This is a genomic window from Brachybacterium sp. (genome assembly GCF_036379615.1).
GTDB lineage: Bacteria > Actinomycetota > Actinomycetes > Actinomycetales > Dermabacteraceae > Brachybacterium.
This window is the reverse complement of record NZ_DASVGJ010000043.1, coordinates 1-16428: the sequence shown is the minus strand read 5'-3', so window position 1 is coordinate 16428 and position 16428 is coordinate 1. Positions and strand designations below refer to the sequence as shown.

Annotated in this window: 16 protein-coding genes and 1 pseudogene; 11 read left to right on the top strand and 6 right to left on the bottom strand. The window is 71.6% G+C overall.

Going from position 1 to position 16428, the window contains the following annotated elements; all coding sequences use genetic code 11:
* Positions 1–97: 97 nt before the first annotated feature.
* The gene (locus VF289_RS08300; protein ID WP_330882974.1) at positions 98–586 is read left to right on the top strand and encodes a DUF2087 domain-containing protein; all 489 of its coding nucleotides are present in this window, start codon (positions 98–100) and stop codon (positions 584–586) included.
* 6 nt (positions 587–592) lie between these two features.
* On the opposite strand, the gene VF289_RS08295 is transcribed toward VF289_RS08300, so the two are convergent.
* Positions 593–1114 carry a hypothetical protein gene (locus VF289_RS08295; RefSeq protein WP_330882972.1) on the bottom strand — a complete coding sequence of 174 codons (522 nt, stop codon included), beginning with the start codon at positions 1112–1114 and terminating at the stop codon, positions 593–595.
* Positions 1115–1309: 195 nt separating this feature from the next.
* Between VF289_RS08295 and VF289_RS08290 the strand changes: the two are divergent.
* Positions 1310–1531: pseudogene (locus VF289_RS08290) on the top strand (DUF4383 domain-containing protein); the annotation flags it as partial.
* Between the two features lie 84 nt (positions 1532–1615).
* Here the strand turns inward: VF289_RS08290 and VF289_RS08285 are convergent.
* Positions 1616–2692 (bottom strand): erythromycin esterase family protein, encoded by a 1077-nt coding sequence (locus tag VF289_RS08285; RefSeq protein WP_330882970.1) that lies wholly within the window; start codon positions 2690–2692, stop codon positions 1616–1618.
* 108 nt (positions 2693–2800) lie between these two features.
* Positions 2801–5401 (bottom strand): FAD/NAD(P)-binding protein, encoded by a 2601-nt coding sequence (locus VF289_RS08280; protein ID WP_330882968.1) that lies wholly within the window; start codon positions 5399–5401, stop codon positions 2801–2803.
* 302 nt (positions 5402–5703) lie between these two features.
* Here VF289_RS08280 and VF289_RS08275 point away from each other — a divergent pair, with 302 nt between their 5' ends.
* From VF289_RS08275 to VF289_RS08250, 6 genes are all read left to right on the top strand, one after another.
* Entirely contained in the window at positions 5704–6645 is a 942-nt protein-coding gene (locus tag VF289_RS08275; RefSeq protein ID WP_414644458.1) for an amino acid ABC transporter permease, read from the top strand.
* Positions 6642–7562 carry an amino acid ABC transporter ATP-binding protein gene (locus tag VF289_RS08270; protein WP_330882964.1) on the top strand — a complete coding sequence of 307 codons (921 nt, stop codon included), beginning with the start codon at positions 6642–6644 and terminating at the stop codon, positions 7560–7562. The genes VF289_RS08275 and VF289_RS08270 overlap by 4 nt, the downstream gene beginning before the upstream one ends.
* A complete protein-coding gene (locus tag VF289_RS08265) occupies positions 7559–8653 on the top strand; it encodes an ABC transporter substrate-binding protein (RefSeq protein WP_330882962.1) in 1095 nt (364 codons plus the stop codon). Before VF289_RS08270 ends, VF289_RS08265 begins: the two co-directional genes overlap by 4 nt.
* Complete coding sequence (locus VF289_RS08260) at positions 8650–9819, top strand: LLM class flavin-dependent oxidoreductase (protein ID WP_330882960.1); 1170 nt, start codon at positions 8650–8652, stop codon at positions 9817–9819. The genes VF289_RS08265 and VF289_RS08260 overlap by 4 nt, the downstream gene beginning before the upstream one ends.
* Positions 9816–11192, top strand: coding sequence for an LLM class flavin-dependent oxidoreductase (locus VF289_RS08255; protein ID WP_330882958.1), 1377 nt, complete (start codon positions 9816–9818; stop codon positions 11190–11192). Before VF289_RS08260 ends, VF289_RS08255 begins: the two co-directional genes overlap by 4 nt.
* A 285-nt stretch (positions 11193–11477) precedes the next feature.
* Entirely contained in the window at positions 11478–12758 is a 1281-nt protein-coding gene (locus VF289_RS08250; RefSeq protein WP_330882956.1) for a hypothetical protein, read from the top strand.
* Between the two features lie 162 nt (positions 12759–12920).
* On the opposite strand, the gene VF289_RS08245 is transcribed toward VF289_RS08250, so the two are convergent.
* A complete protein-coding gene (locus VF289_RS08245; RefSeq protein WP_330882954.1) occupies positions 12921–13319 on the bottom strand; it encodes a helix-turn-helix domain-containing protein in 399 nt (132 codons plus the stop codon).
* Positions 13320–13398: 79 nt separating this feature from the next.
* Between VF289_RS08245 and VF289_RS08240 the strand changes: the two genes are divergently transcribed.
* The 3 genes from VF289_RS08240 (at position 13399) to VF289_RS08230 (ending at position 15315) form a co-directional block, all read left to right on the top strand.
* Complete coding sequence (locus VF289_RS08240) at positions 13399–13809, top strand: RidA family protein (protein WP_330882952.1); 411 nt, start codon at positions 13399–13401, stop codon at positions 13807–13809.
* Positions 13810–13903: 94 nt separating this feature from the next.
* Entirely contained in the window at positions 13904–14818 is a 915-nt protein-coding gene (locus VF289_RS08235) for a LysR family transcriptional regulator (RefSeq protein WP_330882950.1), read from the top strand.
* An 80-nt stretch (positions 14819–14898) separates the two neighbouring features.
* Positions 14899–15315: a hypothetical protein gene (locus VF289_RS08230; RefSeq protein ID WP_330882948.1), complete on the top strand. Its 417-nt coding sequence runs from the start codon at positions 14899–14901 to the stop codon at positions 15313–15315.
* A 15-nt stretch (positions 15316–15330) separates the two neighbouring features.
* Here the strand turns inward: VF289_RS08230 and VF289_RS08225 are convergent, their stop codons facing one another.
* Together VF289_RS08225 and VF289_RS08220 are read right to left on the bottom strand one after the other, a co-directional pair.
* Positions 15331–16083 carry a hypothetical protein gene (locus VF289_RS08225; protein ID WP_330882945.1) on the bottom strand — a complete coding sequence of 251 codons (753 nt, stop codon included), beginning with the start codon at positions 16081–16083 and terminating at the stop codon, positions 15331–15333.
* Positions 16084–16167: 84 nt separating this feature from the next.
* Positions 16168–16428 (bottom strand): YciI family protein (locus tag VF289_RS08220; RefSeq protein ID WP_330882942.1); only part of this gene is annotated, 261 nt, incomplete at its 5' end.

Sequence of the window (16428 nt, the reverse complement as noted above, 5' to 3'; positions counted from 1 at the left end):
CCTGCCGGTACCCCTCTCATGCTGCGGAGGCAGCTGGGCGGTGCCGTCACCCGTGACATCCTGAGTGCTGCTCCCGACGGCGAAAGCAGGCACCACCATGGCCACCGACCACGATCTCGCGACACCCCTGGGGCGGGCACGGATGCTGTTCTCGATGCTGTCCTCGCCGACGCTGCGGCCGGAGATCGGACGGCTCCTCGCCGGGGAGGCAGCGGCCGACGCGCAGGAGGTGCGCGGCCCGCTCTCCCGGCTCGACTGGCTGGGCGCTGACGGCGGGGTCGATGTGGACGCGCTGCGCGAGACCACCGCGGCTCTCGCCCTGCTGCGCTCCGACCAGGCGATCCTCGACGTGGGCAGGCTCAACGGAATCCCGGTGAAGACCGAGGAGTCCCGGGAGGTCAGCGGGAGGATCGCGCGACTCGTGTTCGAGCGCATCGGAACGGAGCGCTCACTGTCCGAGGCGGAGTTGAATGCCTCGATCGCGATGTTCGCGCAGGATGTCGCACTGGTGCGACGGGATGCGGTGGATGCCGGCGTGCTGACCCGGTCTCCGGACGGGGCGGTGTACCGCCTGGCGACGGGCTGACCCGGGTCAGCCGTCGAGGTGCTTGCGGAGCGCGCGGACCACCTTGCTGAGGAGGGGGATGCCGATGAACAGGAACATCCACCAGAAGCCGAACCCGCCGCTGAAGCCTCCGAAGATGTTCACGGCGACGATTCCGAAGATCACGAGAGCGAAGATTGGGACCACCGCACCGAGCAGCTTGGAGAGCCCGGACTTCTGACTGCCGGACCCGGCGCTCTCCTGACCGGCGAAGCCCGCCATCCACGGGGAGTCCTCTCCCCCGCTCGACGTGCGGGCATCGCCGTCGGCGCGTTCCCCGAAGCGCGGCGCCATCTGTTCCGCTTCCTGCGCCTGCCAGCGGGCGGCGGAGTCGGACCCCCGGTGCGCGAAGTCCGAGCCCGAGCTCTCGGAGGCGACGTCGGAGGAGAAGCCCGATGACCACCCACCACCGTCGCTCTCAGGAGCACCACCGCTCCCGCGGTCCTTGCCACCCAGCCAGGACGGGTCCCCACCCGGCCCGTGATCGTCGTTCCCCCATCGATTCATCATGCGCCCATGGTAGGCGCAGCCCCGAGGTCGCCGTGGACGACGAGGACGTGCGCCGCTCGGCCACGGAGACCGATGAACGGATGGAGAAGGACCTGCGCTGATCCCCGAGCGCCGTACGACGGGGTCGTCCGTCCAGGCCACCGCCCCCTTCCGATCGGCTCGGGGCGGACGTAGCCTGAGATCCACAGCGTCGAGGTGTCCTTCCTGCACAACATCGTCCATCTGCTCCTCGGCGCCGCCGGGATCGCGCAGTCGCGGTTCTCGTACTCGGCACGACGCTACCTGCGGATCGCCGGAGGCCTCGCCGCCGTGCTGTGGATCTTCGGCCTGCTCGTCGCCCCGGCCTCGACGGCGAACTTCCTGCCCCTGAACGCGGCCGACGGCTGGGCGTACCTCGACATAGCGGTCGTGATGATCGGCCTGTCGTTCCTGTCGAGCGAGGTCACGCCCGCCGCGACGAGCGCCACCGGCACGCCTGAGCGGCAGCCGAGCCCGGCGCGTCTACTGCGGCTCTGCGCGCGCCGCCGTGACGTCCGCCGTGCTGCGCGGAAGGTGCACCAGGGCCCAGAAGTCGGTGGAGGGACGCCGCATCTCGAAGGTGTCCCGCACGTCCCGGGCGTCGTCGAACAGGGACGTGTCCACCTGCCAGCCGATGAATCGACGTGGACCGGGATGAGTGAACTCCTCGCCGGTCACGAAGGGTGTGCCGAGCTGTGCGAGCGCGTGGTCGGTGGTGTCCGCGTGCAGTGGCGGCAGCGGCACGGCCGCATAGTCGTCGCTGCCGGTCGAGGGGTCCACCGCCCGGCATTCCCCCTGGCCGCACAGCATCCCCACGGACACGTACCGCTCCCCGAGCGCCCGGTCGAGCAGGTGACCCATCGTCGGCCCGTCGCCCCAGCCCTCGGGGTTCCGGGCGAGGTGCTCGTTGTGCGCCCAGAGCACGGTGATCCCGCGGCGAGGCAGGTTCTCGAGCAGGGTGTCGGCCATGTGGGTGTCGCGGCGGTGCAGCCGTGAGAGGTGCGGCGCGAGGAGGTAGGCGTCGGCGTGGCGTCGGAGGTTCCGTGCCAGCCCTGCTGTCACGGAGTCCTCGACGGACTCGAAGGTCCGACAGAGGCTGATCAGCTCGGTGACCGCGTCGGCGGGGAGGTCAGCGCGGGAGGCGACGGCGTCGAGCACTGGTGACCGGGCTCCACGATCCTGCAGGGCGCGAGCGGTGCGATAGGGCTTGGAGATATCAACGCCGAGGAACCGCGGACGGCGTTCCCGCGGGAACGTCTCGGTGATCGTCCGGAGCGTGCGCAGGCCTTCGCGGATCGTGACGGTGTCCCAGAGCGAGCTGCCCCGGTCCCACGCGGCGTCGAGATCCCCTTCCCCGCGCAGCGCGGCGTCGACGCCGAGCCCCACGGTGAAGGACTCCTCGACCGCCATCATCGCGAGGCGACCGGAGCGTGCGAGCTCGTGGATCACCTCGAGCTTCACCGCGAACGCCTCAGCGGTCCCGTGCGTCGGCTCCCCGAGCCCCAGCACTGCGTTCTCCGCCAGGCCGGAGAGGAGCCGGCCGACGACGGAAGCACTCATGCCGGCATGCTGTCATCAGCGTGCTCACCCTCGTGCGCGCCCCGCCGAGATGCTCGCCGATGATGTGTCACCGATGAGCACGTCCCCGGCGCCTCGCCTGCCCGGTTCTCACACCGCGGGGATCTGCTCCTGTCGACGCCGGGTCAGCTCCTCCGCAGTGCTCCAGGTGCCGAACAGCGCGGCCCCGGGTTCGAGCTCCCGCCCGTCGGCGAGGGTCCCCACGCTCACGGGTTCGTAGCCGAGCCGTTGCAGCAGAGCACCGGCCACATCGGCAGCGCGGGGATCATCCGCCGCGACGGCGATCGCCCGCCGCTCCGGGTGACCGTCCTCGCGGCCGTGGTCCTCGACGTCGTGATAGCCGATGTGGTTGAGCGACTTCACCACCCGCGCCCGGGGCAGCCGGGCCGCGAGCAGCTCGCTCGTGGACAGCACCTCCTCCTGGTCCCCCAGTGCGCTCCGCGCCGCGGCGACGGCGGCGGCGTCCGCCTCGCCCCAGGGGTTGGTGGCGTCGATGACGACGGCGTCCCCGAGGGCATCGGGGTGGAGGGAGAGGGCCACGTGCAACGGGACGGCGAGCACCACGATGTCGCAGCTCGTGGCCAGCTCCCCGAGGCCTACAGCCCTCGCACCGGGCAGCCTCGCGGCGAGCGCGGTCGCCTCCCGTCGGCCGGTGACCTGCACCTCGAGGCCACCGCGCAGGGCGGTGCGGGCCAGGGCGCTGCCGATCTTCCCGGGGCCGAGCACCCCGAGCCGAGGGCTGTGCAGCGCCCGGGACGGCTGCTCGACCGTCTCCGCCGTCGGCTCCGGGACCACGACGGCGGGGCGCGGCGCCGACGCGTCCCGGCGGCGCGCACGGGGACCGACGTCCTGCGCCGCGGCGAGCAGCTCACGGGCCAGGGCGTCGTTGCGACGGTGGCAGGGGGCGTTGGTGCGAGGCCGGGCGAAGGCGCCGATGGGGAGCTCGGAGGTCCAGGAGCCGATCGCCCACAGCCCCTCCTGCGGGGCGCCGTCAGGGCCGATCACCCGCAGCGCGTGGTCCACCTCGAGCGTGCCCGGGGAGGTCTCGGAGTCCCGCCCGACGGCCGCCGCACCGCCGGTGACCAGGGCGCGCAGCAGCGGGTTGGTCGAGCTGCTCAGCGAGGTCTCGGGCAGGAAGGCGTCGACCAGAGCCGCCGCGCTCACTCGCGCCCCGGCCGCGCCGCGGGCGACGAAGCGCCCGGTGGACTCCTCGGCCGTCACCGCGATGCGGGGTCCCAGGAAGTGCACCACCCCGGCCCGTTCGAGGGCGAGCAGCTGGTGGAGGCGGTGCGGGGGCGGACCCGAGTCGACGAAGCTGAACAGCGAGTGCCACCAGCGGGGGTAGGCGCCCTCCGCGCCATCGCGCAGCCGGGAGGCGGGCAGCTGGTCCACGAGCACGCCGTGCAGGCGCAGCAGCAGCTGGAACAGGGCGCGGGCGGAGCTGGTGTCCCCCTGGGTGCGCGCGCGCAGGTCGTGCTCGATGTGCCGCACCACCGCGTCGCGCGTGACCTGCGGATGCGCGTCCCCGTGCAGCCAGGACAGCGGATCGTCGAGCCAGGCGAGCGGAGAATCGTCCCCGGCGCCTGCAGCGGTGTCCGCGGCGCGCGGGGCGTCGGGCACCCAGCGCGCGACCTCGGCGGCGATCAGCGGCAGCACGTCGCGACGGAACCCGAGGCGCCCCTCGGCGTCCTCGCGGGCTGCGAGGTTCTCGGCGGTGACGTGCACGAGGTCCCCGGGGCCGGCGGGCTCGCCCTCCCCGCGCACCTTCGAGTGGTAGGGCACGCCACGGCGCGACCCCACCCACAGCCGGGGCTCCCGCCCCGAGGCGCGGTAGGCCAGACGGCCGGGCTCCCCCGGCAGCGGATCGGGCTCGAACCGCCCGCCACGGCCTTCGGTGAGCAGGGCCATCAGGTCCACGAAGGCCAGACCCATGCCGCGCACGATCACGTCGTGGCCCGGTGCGAGCTGGTCGAGCGGGGCGTCGGCCGCCTGTGAGGGCGGGAGGTAGGCGCCGCCGTGGCGGCGGGCGAAGGCCGCCAGATGATGGCGGGTGGCCGACGGGCGCGAGTCGGTGTGCCCGGCGGCGAGCAGCAGCAGGTCCGCGGCGAGCGGGGCGCGGTCCTCGAGGTGGACGATCCAGCGCGCGCCGTCGCCGGGCGCGGCCGGTGACACCGCGGTCGCGGTGGTGCGATGAACGGTGACGGTGACCGTCTCCGGCAGTGCTGAGAGCACCTGCCCGAAGAACCACTCGAGGTAGAGCGCCTGCACGCGGCGGCTCGCGAAGTCCGTCTCCTGCAGCGCGGTGATCTCGGCGAGGCGCTCGGTGCCGGCCGTGGGGGCCGCGATCCTGCCCTCACGGATCCCGGCGGCCCATTCGGCCAGGGACGGTCCGGCGACGATCGGACCTGCGCAGTCCACGGTCTCGTCGGTGAAGATCGAGACGTCCGCCGCACGCGAGTTCATCAGCAGCAGCGGACTCTCCTCGGCCCGCCAGATCCGTCCGGCACCGGGCATGTGCGGGTCCACGATGTCCACGTGCAGCGGCGTGCGCTCGAGCAGTTCGGCCTGTGCGGGCAGGGCGGCATTCGCGCTCAGCCGCTCGAGCACGCCGATCGCCCGCGGCCCGCCGCCGACGAGGACGAGACGGGTGCTCGCGACCGAGCTGGTCGCTGCCGTGCCGGGGATGTTCATCCGTCGAGGTCCCTTCTGGGGTGCTGCTGGGGCGCTTCTGAGCACTGCTGGGGTTTCTGAGGCGCTGTGCGGGCAGTGCGGGAGTGCTTCTGTGTCGCATGATGACGGCCCATAGCTACCACCTTGCATGTCCATTAGATTCGCTTATAGCGTCGGCTCCTGCAACCCCGAACGCATCTCGGTTCATGTCCCGTCACGGAAGGCACCCCATGACCTCCTCCGTCGTCTCCCCCAAGACCGCGCGCCGCACGACCTCGGCCTCCCCGGCCGCCGCGTCCACCCCGGAGAGGGCCGCGGAGGGGATGTCGCGCCCGGAGGGCACCGCCCCTGCCGAGGACCTCTCGCACCTGCGCGTGGTGCCTGCTCGTCATCCGGGGCGGGCAGCGCTGGCCGTGGTCGTCGCCCTGGTGGTCGCCCTCGTGCTCTACTCCTTCGCCACCAATCCCCGCTGGGAGTGGGGCGTCGTGGCCCAGTGGTTCTTCGCAGAATCGATCATCCGCGGGCTGCTGGAGACCCTGAAGCTGACCGTCATGGCCGGCGCGGTCGGCTTCGGCCTGGGCCTGCTCCTGGCCCTGATGAGACTGTCGAAGTCGCCGCTGATCTCAGGCGTGAGCTGGACGTTCTCCTGGATCTTCCGCTCCACGCCGCTGCTGGTGCAGCTGCTGCTCTGGTACAACCTCGGCTACCTCTACGAGCGCGTCACGCTGAGGGTCCCCTTCACCGACGCGACCTTCTTCGACGCCCGCACCAGCGACCTGATGACCCCGATGCTGGCGGCGGTGCTGGGCCTGGGTCTGCACCAGGCGGCCTATGCGGCGGAGATGATCCGCGGCGGCATCCTCTCGGTGGACCAGGGGCAGCTCGAGGCCGCCAGCGCGCTCGGCATCCCCGCCCGCGACCGCTCGCTGCGGATCGTGCTTCCCCAGGCGATGCGGGCGATCCTCCCGCCCGCGTTCAACGAGGTCATCGGCCTGGTCAAGGGCACCTCGATCGTCTACGTGCTGGCCCATGCGGAACTGTTCTTCACGATCCAGCTGGTCTACGGCCGCACCCAGCAGGTGCTGCCGATGCTGCTGGTCGCGACGCTCTGGTACGTGGTCATCACCTCGGCGCTGTCCGTCGGGCAGTTCTACATCGAACGCCACTACTCCAAGGGCGCGGTGCGCACCCTGCCTCCCACCCCCCTGCAGTCCCTGCGCGCGCGCCTGCGCCGCCGCCCCACCCCGACAGGAGCTCCCGCATGAACCTGACGACACTGCTGCGCCGCACCCCGGCGGCAGGACCGGACGCAGCCGGTGACACCGCGGACGGCGCCGCCGCGCCGCGGGGCGGCCAGGTCGAGATCCGCGGCGTGCACAAGTCCTTCGGGGATCTCGAGGTGCTGCGCGGCATCGACCTGCGCATCGAGCCCGGTTCCGTCACGGCGATCCTGGGCCCCTCGGGCTCGGGGAAGTCCACCCTGCTGCGGGCCATCAACCACCTCGAACCCGTCACCCAGGGGCTGATCAGCGTGGACGGCGAGGTGATCGGGTACCGCCGCGAGGGGGACCTGCTGCACGAGCTGCACGAGCGCGAGGTGCTGCGCCAGCGCACCGCGATCGGGATGGTGTTCCAGAGTTTCAACCTCTTCGCCCACATGACCGCGCTCGCGAACGTCGCCGAGGCACCCCGACGCGCCCTCGGCGTGCCGAAGCGGAACGCCGAGGACCGGGCTCGGGAGCTGCTCGCGCTCGTGGGGCTCTCCGAGAAGGCGGCCGTCTATCCGCGTCAGCTCTCGGGCGGCCAGCAGCAGAGGGTCGCGATCGCCCGGGCCCTCGCGCTCGAGCCCAAGGTGCTGCTCTTCGACGAACCGACCAGCGCACTGGACCCGGAGCTGGTCGAGGAGGTGCTGGCGGTGATCCGCTCGCTCGCCCGGGCCGGCACCACCTTGGTGATCGTCACCCACGAGATCTCCTTCGCCCGCGACGTCGCCGACACCGTGGTCTTCATGGACCGCGGCCGGATCGTCGAGCAGGGACCTCCCGGGCAGGTGCTCGAGCAACCCCGCCACGAACGCACCCGCGCCTTCCTGCAGCGCGTGCGCACCGGTGAGGAGACCACCTCCGCCATCCCCGACTCCCCGTCCGACCTTCCCCTCCACCTCCCCGAGGACCGCTCATGACTCGTCGTTCCCTCCCTGCTCGTTCCCCTCACGCGGACAGCACGCTCGCCGGCTCCACGCTCCCAGGCCCGTCGGCCGCCCCACCAGGGTTCCCATCGGCCCGGCGTCAGCTGACCCGTCGCAGCCTCACCGCCTCCGGCCTGCTGCTGCCCGCCGCCCTGCTCGCAGCCTGCTCCGACCCCGCGCCCGCCGCGACCGCAGGTGCGGACCCAGGCGGCACCGGCGCCTCCGACGGCGGCGGCGCGAGCGCCGGCGGCATCGACACCTCCGGCGCTCAGGAGCTTATCCGTGCCACCGCCGACGAGGAGGTCGTCGCACTGCTGCCGCCCGAGGTCGCCGACTCCGGCGTGCTGCGCGTGGGGATCAACGGCACCGGCTCCGCCCCGCTGTCCTTCCTGGCCGACGACAACGAGACCTATATCGGCTCCGAGGTCGACATCGCCCGGATCGTCGCCGACAAGCTGGGGCTCGAGTTCGAGCTGAAGCTCACCACCTGGGAGAACTGGCCGCTGAAGCTCGAGGCCGGGGAGTTCGACGTGGTCCACGCGAACATCGGCGTCAACCCCGAGCGGCTGGAGAAGTTCGACTTCGCCTCCTACCGCGCGGCGTACATGTCGTTCCTGGTGAAGAAGGGCGCGGACTACTGGCTGGAGGATGCCGACTCCCTCAGCGGGAGGATCATCGCCGTCGGCGCCGCCACCAACCAGGAGCGGATCCTCACCGACTGGAACGCCGAGCTCGAGGCCGCCGGCAAGGAGCCCGCCGAGCTCAAGCACTACTCCTCCGACGCCGACACCCTGCTCGCCCTCGGCTCGGGTCGCGTGGACGGCTACATCTCCCCCTTCGCCTCGCTGAGCTTCATCTCCGCGCGCCGCGACGACTTCGAGCTGCAGGGACGGATCAACGCCGGCTGGCCCGACGAGACCCTGGTCGCCGCGACCTTCGCCGGCGGCAGCGGACTCGTGGACCCCTATGCGGCGGCGCTGAACGCACTGATCGCCGACGGCACCTATGCCCAGGTCCTGGACCGCTGGCAGCTCAGCGAAGAGGCCCTCACCGAGTCCCGCGCCCACACGAAGGAGCACCCGTGACCGACACCGCCCTCCACCCCGACGCGGAGTCCGCCGCCACCCCCGCGGCCGCGGGCCCGCCCCCCGGCCTGCCCGTCCTCGCCGTGGACCTCGTCGCCGACCCCGGCCTGCTGGGCCGTCTCGCAGAGCTCGCCCCCGATCTCGAACGGGCGGGCCTCGGCGCGGTCACTATCAGCGACGGGGGGCTGCACCCCGTCCACGTCGCCTCGTTCCTGGCGCCGCTCACCCGCACCCTCGGCCTGCTGCCGCGCACCGACGCGGTCTATGTCGAACCGTTCCATCTGGCGACCCAGCTGATGAGCCTGGACCATGTCAGCCACGGTCGGGCCGGCTGGCTGCTCGCCGCGGAGACCGATCCTGCGGCGGCCGCCGCCGTCGGCCGTACCGTGCTGGGGCTCGAGGCGACCGCCCGCGAGGCGGCCGACGTGCTCGAGGCCGCACGCCTGGTGTGGGACTCGTGGGCGCCGGACGCCGTGGTGCGAGACGCGGCGCGCGGCGTGTATGTCGACGCCTCCCGACTGCAGTACGCCGACGTCGAGGCCGAGACCTTCTCGCTGCGCGGTCCGTCGATCACGCCCCGCTCCCCGCAGGGGCTGCTGCCCGTGCTGGTCGCGGACACCGACCGCCGCGCTGTCGGCGAGCGCGTCGCGACCGAGCTGGCCGACGGCCGGGCACTCGACATCGACGTCTCCGGCGGAGCCCACCCCGCGCGGATCGCCGAGGTCGTCGAGGCAGCGCTGGCCGGTGTCGACGGGCCTGCCGTGCGCCTGGTGCGGCTCGTGGGTCTCGACCTCGAGGCCGACCCGCTGGGCACCGTCGGGGCGCTGATCACCACGCTGCGGGAGCGGCACCTCATCGCCCCTGCTCCGGAGGGCCGGGGCGAGCGAGGTGCGGATGGTGCGCCGTCGGCCATAGCACCCGGTGACGCGCCATCGGCCGGACAGCCCGGAGGCGCGAAGTCGGCCGGACAGCCCGGAGGTGCGACGTCGGCCGGAGTGTCCGGCGATGCGCTGTCGGCTGGAGGGCGCGCGCCGGGCGCGAGCGTCCCGAGCCTGCGCGAGCGCCTGGGACTCTCCCCCGCCCAGCACGCCCCCGATCCCGAGCGCCGCGCCGACCGTGCGCGCCGCACGGACCTCACCGACCAGACCCGCGAGGAGTCCGCATGAGCACCGCCCCCTCCCCCGCCCTCGCCGATGCACCGCTCTCCGCAGAGGCCGCCGCGCTCGCCACCGGCCCGGCCGAGCATCCGCTCCACCCCGACCACACCCCCACCGGTCAGCTCGCCTTCGGCGCGTTCTTCCAGGGGGTGAACTCCTCGACCATCTGGCGCCTGCCCGAGAGCGGCGACCAGGTGGCGTGGGAGTCCTTCGAGTCGCTGGTGCGCGCCGCCGAACGCGGGAAGTTCGCGGCCTTCTTCCTCGGGGAGGGTCTGCGGCTGCGGGAGCACCGCGGGGTCCCCTTCGAGCTCGACGTGGCCGGGCGGCCCGATGCGCAGACCCTGCTCGCGGCACTGGCCGGGGTCACCGAGAAGATCGGCCTGGTCGCCACGCAGAACACCACCTACAACGATCCGGTGGATCTGGCGCGACGCCTGCAGACCCTCGACCTGCTCTCGGGCGGACGCGCCGGCTGGAACATCGTCACCACCGACAACGCCTGGACCGGAGAGAACTTCCGCCGCGGCGGCTACCTCGACCACGCGGACCGGTACGTGCACGCCGAGGCGTTCGTGCAGCTCGCCCAGCAGTATTGGGCCGGAGAGCAGATCAGTCACGACGGCGCCCACTACTCCGTGCGCGCCCAGGGGGAGCTGCCCCGCTCCGCGCAGGGCCGGCCGGTGCTCTTCCAAGCCGGGGCCTCCCCGACCGGGCAGGACTTCGCCGCCCGCGCGGCGGACGTCGTCTTCTCCCCGCACGGCGCGCTCGAGGCCGCCGTCGACTTCCGACGCTCAATCGTGGAGCGCACCGTCGCGGCGGGCCGCGACCCGGCCAGCGTGAAGATCCTGCCGGGCGCCGAGATCATCCTTGCCCCCACCGAGACGGAGGCCGAGGAGAAGGTGCGCTGGGTGCGCGACCATCAGATCGGACCCGAGCAGGCGATCGCCCTGCTCGAGCAGTACTGGGGCCGAGACCTCTCGACCTTCGACCCCGACGGGCCGCTGCCGGACGTCGCCCCCGAGGTGGTGGAGTCCGGGGTGACCCGCGGCGCCGGCTTCCAGTTCGCGAAGGCGGAGGAGCTCACCCGGGCCTGGCGGGAGGAGGCCGCCGAGAAGGGCCAGTCGATCCTCGAGTTCGCCCGGAACAAGGCCGGGGCCAGGCGCGGCACCTTCACCGGCAGCTACGACGCGGTCACCGACCGCCTCGTGGAGTTCGCCCGCCTCGGCGCGATCGACGGACTGAACATCACCCCGTGGCTGATCCCCTCCGGGCTGGACGACATCGTGGACCACCTGATCCCGCGCCTGCAGGAACGCGGGGTGTACCCGGCCGATTACGCAGGGACGACCCTGCGGGAGAACCTGGGGCTGCCGGCTGTGTGAGGCGGGTGGCGAGCGGCCGGACCGCGTGCCCCGATCCGGCACTCCTCCACCCGCTCCTGCTGCCCCCCGTGACCTATGCCGGCCTGAGCATGAGTAGTTCAGCCATCAGAAGACCCACCGCTCGGGCTCCGCGATGCCGCATCACGTCGAGCTCCGCAACGAATTGATCACGCTTCTCTTCCGTCGACTGTCTTCGGACCTTTCGTGCACGTTCTGTCGCATCGGCGAGAGACACTCAAGACGATGCGGCCGCTCGACGCTGCCCCCGACTTACCGGAGTGCCGAATGACGAACGAGATCGAAGTGATCAGAGACGGTGATGGGCTCGCGGTGATCGGCGCGCCCGGAGATGTCGACGCGTTCCTGACATCGTTCGGCTTCGAGGCCCGGGAGCTCGAGCTCCATCGGCTAGGTCCGTCGTACAAGACGGTGGCAGGCGCGTTGAACGCCGGCGCCGGGGCCGTGGCGAACTCGGGCCGCTGGATGAAGCTCACCCCGGAGTCGCTCGCCGCCACGAAGGCTCTGCCGCTGGTCAAGAACGTCTCCAGCGGGAACCTCCACGCCACACTTCGCGCCTCGAACGGCCAGTTCGCCAAGAATCTGCAGTTCGTCACGGGGCCGGTGGCTCTGCTCAATCCAGCGGCCCTCGCCGCAGCCGGAGCGATTATGTCGCAGATGGCGATGCAGGAGGCGATCGAGGAGATCGGCGAATACCTCGCCGTCATCGATGAGAAGGTCGGCGACGTCCTGCGCGCGCAGAAGGACTCGGTGTTCGCCGACATGATCGGCGCGGACCTCATGATCGAAGAGGCCATGGTGGTCCGCGACGAGGTCGGTCGCGTCTCGGAGGTGACGTGGTCCAAGATCCAGAACTCGGCGCTGACCCTCGCCACTACCGAGGCCTACGCACTGCGGCAGATCGACGCCCAGGCGGAGAAGGTCGAGGAGGCGAGCGTCCCGGATCTCGCCGCCAAGGCGAAAGCGGCAGATTCCACGGTGCGCGAGTGGCTCGCCGTGCTCGCACGCTGCGTCCAGCTGCAGGATGCGCTGGCCGTCCTCGAGCTGGACCGAGTCCTCGACAGCTCTCCGGAGGAGCTCGACCGCCATCGCCTCGGGCTCCGCACCGCGCGGGAGAAGCGGCTTTCGATGATCCATCGCACGACGGAGCAGCTGCTCGAACGCATGAACACCACCATCCGTCGCGCCAATGCCAAAGTCCTCCTGTCCCCGCGACTCGCACGCGCCGCCGTCAGCTCCAGCAACCTCGTCGTGGGCCGGGTGCTCGAGTTCCAGACGGCACTGGAGATCGAGGACGGTCACGACTCCACGGAGGCGAAGCGCTGGCGTGCGGCGGCCGGGGAGATGCGTGACAAGGTAGTCAGGACGGGCGTCGATGGTGCCGGTGCGGCGATTCAGTTCGGCGGCGACACTGCTGGTCGCGTCCGCTCCGGGGCAGGTCGCCTCTCGGACGGTGCCCGCGCGTTCCGTGAGGCCGTCCGTCGCGAGGACTCCGAGGCGAGTGACGAGCCTGCTGCCGCGCATTCGACGGACGATCTGACCACGTAGCGCGCCTCACCGCACATGTCAGGGCGATGCTCAGGGAGACCCTGAGCCCGCGCCCCATTAAGCCGCTGGGAATGCGTTTCAGGGCTCGCCTGCTGGAACGTCTCCTGCGTCTCGACCCCCATCCCCGCCCAGCCTGCTCGACCCGGTCCACCGGGTGAGCACCTAGGTGCGGGAGATACCGGCACCCTGACCAGCCTGTCCCTCCAGGTCGCGGGCACTCTCATACTGCTCCCGAGCCTGTCGGACGGCCGGAAGGTTCTCTGCGGACCAGTCGAGCAGGGCGTCGATCAGCGTCTGCAACGTGGATCCGAGCGCCGCGAGCCGGTACTCGACGGCGATCGGCCGAGTGTTCAGCATCTCCCGCTCGATCATCCCGTTTCGCTCGAGCCTGCGCAGGGTGGTCGTGAGGGACTTCTGGGTCAGGGAAGGGATCGACCGCCGCAGCTCGTTGAAGCGGTGAGGGTGTTCGCAGAGCCGGTCGAGCACGTGCAGCGACCATTTGTCGAGCACCTGGTCCAGCAGCTCCCGCTGTTCAGGCGTGATCTGAGTGGTATCGGTCATGACACCTAGTCTCGTTGAAGTGCCGTTCGAACACCAGGTAGACATCGGATACCTAATCGACCGACCGGAGGTACCCCGCATGACCGTCCAGCTGCTCACTCCCGAGGGCATGTTCCAGCCCGTCCCGTACCACCACGTCTCCATCGCCACAGGGTCCCGTCACGTCCACGTCGCGGGCCAGATCAATCGCGACGAACTCGCGACAGTGGTGGCCCCTGGCGACCTCGCGCGTCAGCTCGCCCACGCCCTGCGCAACACTGCTCGGGGCCTCGCCGGGGCCGAAGCCACCTTCTCTGACGTCGTGCGACTACGTTTCTTCGTGGCCCGCTGGCAGCCAGAGATGATGGAACCGTTTATGGCCGGCCTGAACAGCGTCATCAATGAGCTCGGGATCCCGCAGCCGCTGCCACCCCTGTCAGTGATCGGGGTCGACTACCTCTTCGAGCCCGATGTGATGGTCGAGGTCGAGGCGTACGCGATCCTCGACTGAGCAGGACGGGCGCCCGCCCCCGCCCGCAAGACGAACCTGGGCGATGTACCTCAACCCATAAGCCAGGCTTGCCACCTGCGCCTACCATGGAGGCATGGATCCTCGTCGCCTCCTCATCTTCCGCACCGTGGTGCGCAACGGCTCCATCGGGGCCGGCGCCCGCGAGCTGGGCTGGACCCAGCCCGCCGTCTCCCAGCACCTCGCCGCGCTCGAGAAGGAGGTGGGCACCCAGCTGCTGCTGCGCTCCTCCTCCGGGATCACGCCGACGGAGGCGGGCGGTCGCCTGGCCGCGCACGCCGAGGCGATCGCGGCGCAGCTGCACGCGGCCGAGGAGGAGCTCGCGGACATCACCGCGCTGCGGCGCGGATCGGTGAAGTTCGGAACCTTCCCGTCGGCCGCCGCGATGGTGCTGCCCCCGGTGCTGAACCGGCTCTCCGCGACCGCCCCGGATCTTGATGTGACCTTCTCCGAGCTCGAACCGCCGGATGCCGTCGTCGCACTGCGCGAGGGCGAGCTCGATCTTGCGCTGGTGTTCCGCTACCCCTGCAGCGACATCGGTGACGAGGGCACGCTGGAGTGGGCGCCGCTGATGGAGGACCGCGTGATGCTCGTGATGCCGCGCGACCATCCGCGGGCCGAGGATCCTGACCTCGCACTCGCCGATCTCGCGCAGGATCCGTGGATCGCGGGGTGCGAGCGCTGCCGGGCGAACCTGATCTCCAGCGCGCGCCGGGCAGGCTTCTCCCCGCAGGTGCGCCATTCCACCGACGACACGATCGTGGTCCAGCAGCTGATCATGCACGGCGGCGGAGTCGCGCTCATGCCCGAGACCGCTCTTCAGGCCGCTCCGACCGCTGACCTCGTGGTGCGGGCGATCCCGGGCCTGGACAACCGCATGATCGGCCTCCTGAACCGGCGCGGCGCGCTCGCGATCCCGGCCGTCGGGGCGCTGCGGGACGCGCTGGTGGCCGAGACCACCGAGCGTCTGGACACGGCGGTGATGATCTGAGCGCCGACGGCACGGGTCCCTCGAACCCGCAGCCCGCTCGTAGTCCCTCCCGCGCCTGGCTCCGGCCGGCCCTGCTGCTGGTGGGCGGGCTGCTGCTCACGGTGCTGATGGTGCTGGCCGAGCAGTGGATCGCCGCCGTCGCGCTCGCGCTGTTCTCGGTGTTCATGGCGTACTGGACCAGCCCGCTGCGAGCGGGCGAGCACACGCCGCTGGCCACCGCCCGAGCGGGCCGATCCCCCGGCACCGCGATCGTGCTGTGGGCACCCGGGGATCCGCTGTCCTCCCGGTTGCAGGTCGCCTTCCGCAACCCGCGGGAGGACGTGGTGTGGGTGAACGTGCACCGCGACCCGCACGCCCAGGAGCTGCTGGCCGCGCATGGCGGAGCCGAGGTGCTCCCGCTGGCGATGGTCGGCGAGACGGCGCTGCCCCGTGCGAGCGCGGGCGAGCTGATGGAGCTGCAGGAGGCGGAGCGGCGCGGGGAGCGCCCTGCGGGCTGACCGGGCGGGCCGGCCTCAGGCGGACAACCGCTCGACGGCGATCTCCACCATCGGCCGCAGGATCTTCTCCTGGGACATCGTCAGGAACGCCTCGGTGTCCTCGGAGTAGTCGACCTCCTCGCCGTCCACGGAGTACACGCTGACGTCGGAGCCGGTGTACTGGGCGTAGGGCCGGGCGTCGATCATCACGCTGAAGGAGATGTTCTCCATCGCGCAGGTGTAGGCCATCCCGTCCTGAGGCGTGCAGGTCGCGTCGCCGATCTCGACCTGCTCGCCGCCGGGCTGCTGGTGGTTGCGCTCGACGAACTCGGCGTCCCCTGCCTGATGCACCTCGACGATGACGTTCATGACCACGTTGCCATCCTCGAGCCGCAGTCCGTCCGCGTCGAAGCCGGCGCTCATCGAGCAGCGGGCCTCGGGGACCGTGTGGGTGTCCTGCGCGCCCGTCCCGAGGCCGAGGAGCGTGAGCTCCATGGGCTCGGCCTCCTGCGCGACCTCGGTCGCTCCGGGCAGCACCGCCTGGATCGTCTCCTGGTCGACGAGGTCGCAGGCCGAGGGCCACTGATCGAACTCGAAAGCTCCGGAGGAGTGCACGGGGAGGTCCAGGGAGATCGGCTCCCCCTCGTGGTCCGGCTGCGAGACGACCTCGATCGGGAGGGCATCGTCACCGCCTCCCTCGTCAGGGTCGGCGCAGGCCGCGGCTCCGAGCAGGAGGAGTGCGCCGGTCAGGGCGGCGAGTGCCGCGGTGCCGGGACGTCGCCGGGTCATGGGACCCCCTGGGAGGTGTCGATGCTGAGGCTGCCCACACCGTATCCGCTCGCTCCCGGCGTCACGACGCGTCCGACCCTTGGCTCAGGCCCCGGGCAGCTCGCCGATGACCACGGTCCACTCGCGGGCCACGCGGTCGATGATCACGCCCTCGCGTCGGAACGGGTCGGCGTCGAGCGCCGCGAGGGCGTCCTCGACGGTCTCCGCCGAGACCACGAGCAGGCCGCCCGGGGCGCCGCCCAGCGGGCCCGACAGCAGCAGCGTGCCCTGCGCGTGCAGCGCGGTGAGGAACTCGCGGTGCTCGGGGCGGAAGGCGGCGACGAGGTCGGCGTTCTCGGTGTAGGC

Excerpts from the sequence above, each read along its gene's own strand:
- VF289_RS08300 (WP_330882974.1), top strand. The coding sequence starts at position 98 with ATGGCCACCGACCACGATCTCGCGACACCCCTGGGGCGGGCACGGATG.
- VF289_RS08295 (WP_330882972.1), bottom strand. The coding sequence starts at position 1,114 with ATGATGAATCGATGGGGGAACGACGATCACGGGCCGGGTGGGGACCCG.
- VF289_RS08285 (WP_330882970.1), bottom strand. The coding sequence starts at position 2,692 with ATGAGTGCTTCCGTCGTCGGCCGGCTCCTCTCCGGCCTGGCGGAGAAC.
- VF289_RS08280 (WP_330882968.1), bottom strand. The coding sequence starts at position 5,401 with ATGAACATCCCCGGCACGGCAGCGACCAGCTCGGTCGCGAGCACCCGT.
- VF289_RS08275 (WP_414644458.1), top strand. The coding sequence starts at position 5,704 with ATGTCGCGCCCGGAGGGCACCGCCCCTGCCGAGGACCTCTCGCACCTG.
- VF289_RS08270 (WP_330882964.1), top strand. The coding sequence starts at position 6,642 with ATGAACCTGACGACACTGCTGCGCCGCACCCCGGCGGCAGGACCGGAC.
- VF289_RS08265 (WP_330882962.1), top strand. The coding sequence starts at position 7,559 with ATGACTCGTCGTTCCCTCCCTGCTCGTTCCCCTCACGCGGACAGCACG.
- VF289_RS08255 (WP_330882958.1), top strand. The coding sequence starts at position 9,816 with ATGAGCACCGCCCCCTCCCCCGCCCTCGCCGATGCACCGCTCTCCGCA.
- VF289_RS08250 (WP_330882956.1), top strand. The coding sequence starts at position 11,478 with ATGACGAACGAGATCGAAGTGATCAGAGACGGTGATGGGCTCGCGGTG.
- VF289_RS08245 (WP_330882954.1), bottom strand. The coding sequence starts at position 13,319 with ATGACCGATACCACTCAGATCACGCCTGAACAGCGGGAGCTGCTGGAC.
- VF289_RS08240 (WP_330882952.1), top strand. The coding sequence starts at position 13,399 with ATGACCGTCCAGCTGCTCACTCCCGAGGGCATGTTCCAGCCCGTCCCG.
- VF289_RS08235 (WP_330882950.1), top strand. The coding sequence starts at position 13,904 with ATGGATCCTCGTCGCCTCCTCATCTTCCGCACCGTGGTGCGCAACGGC.
- VF289_RS08225 (WP_330882945.1), bottom strand. The coding sequence starts at position 16,083 with ATGACCCGGCGACGTCCCGGCACCGCGGCACTCGCCGCCCTGACCGGC.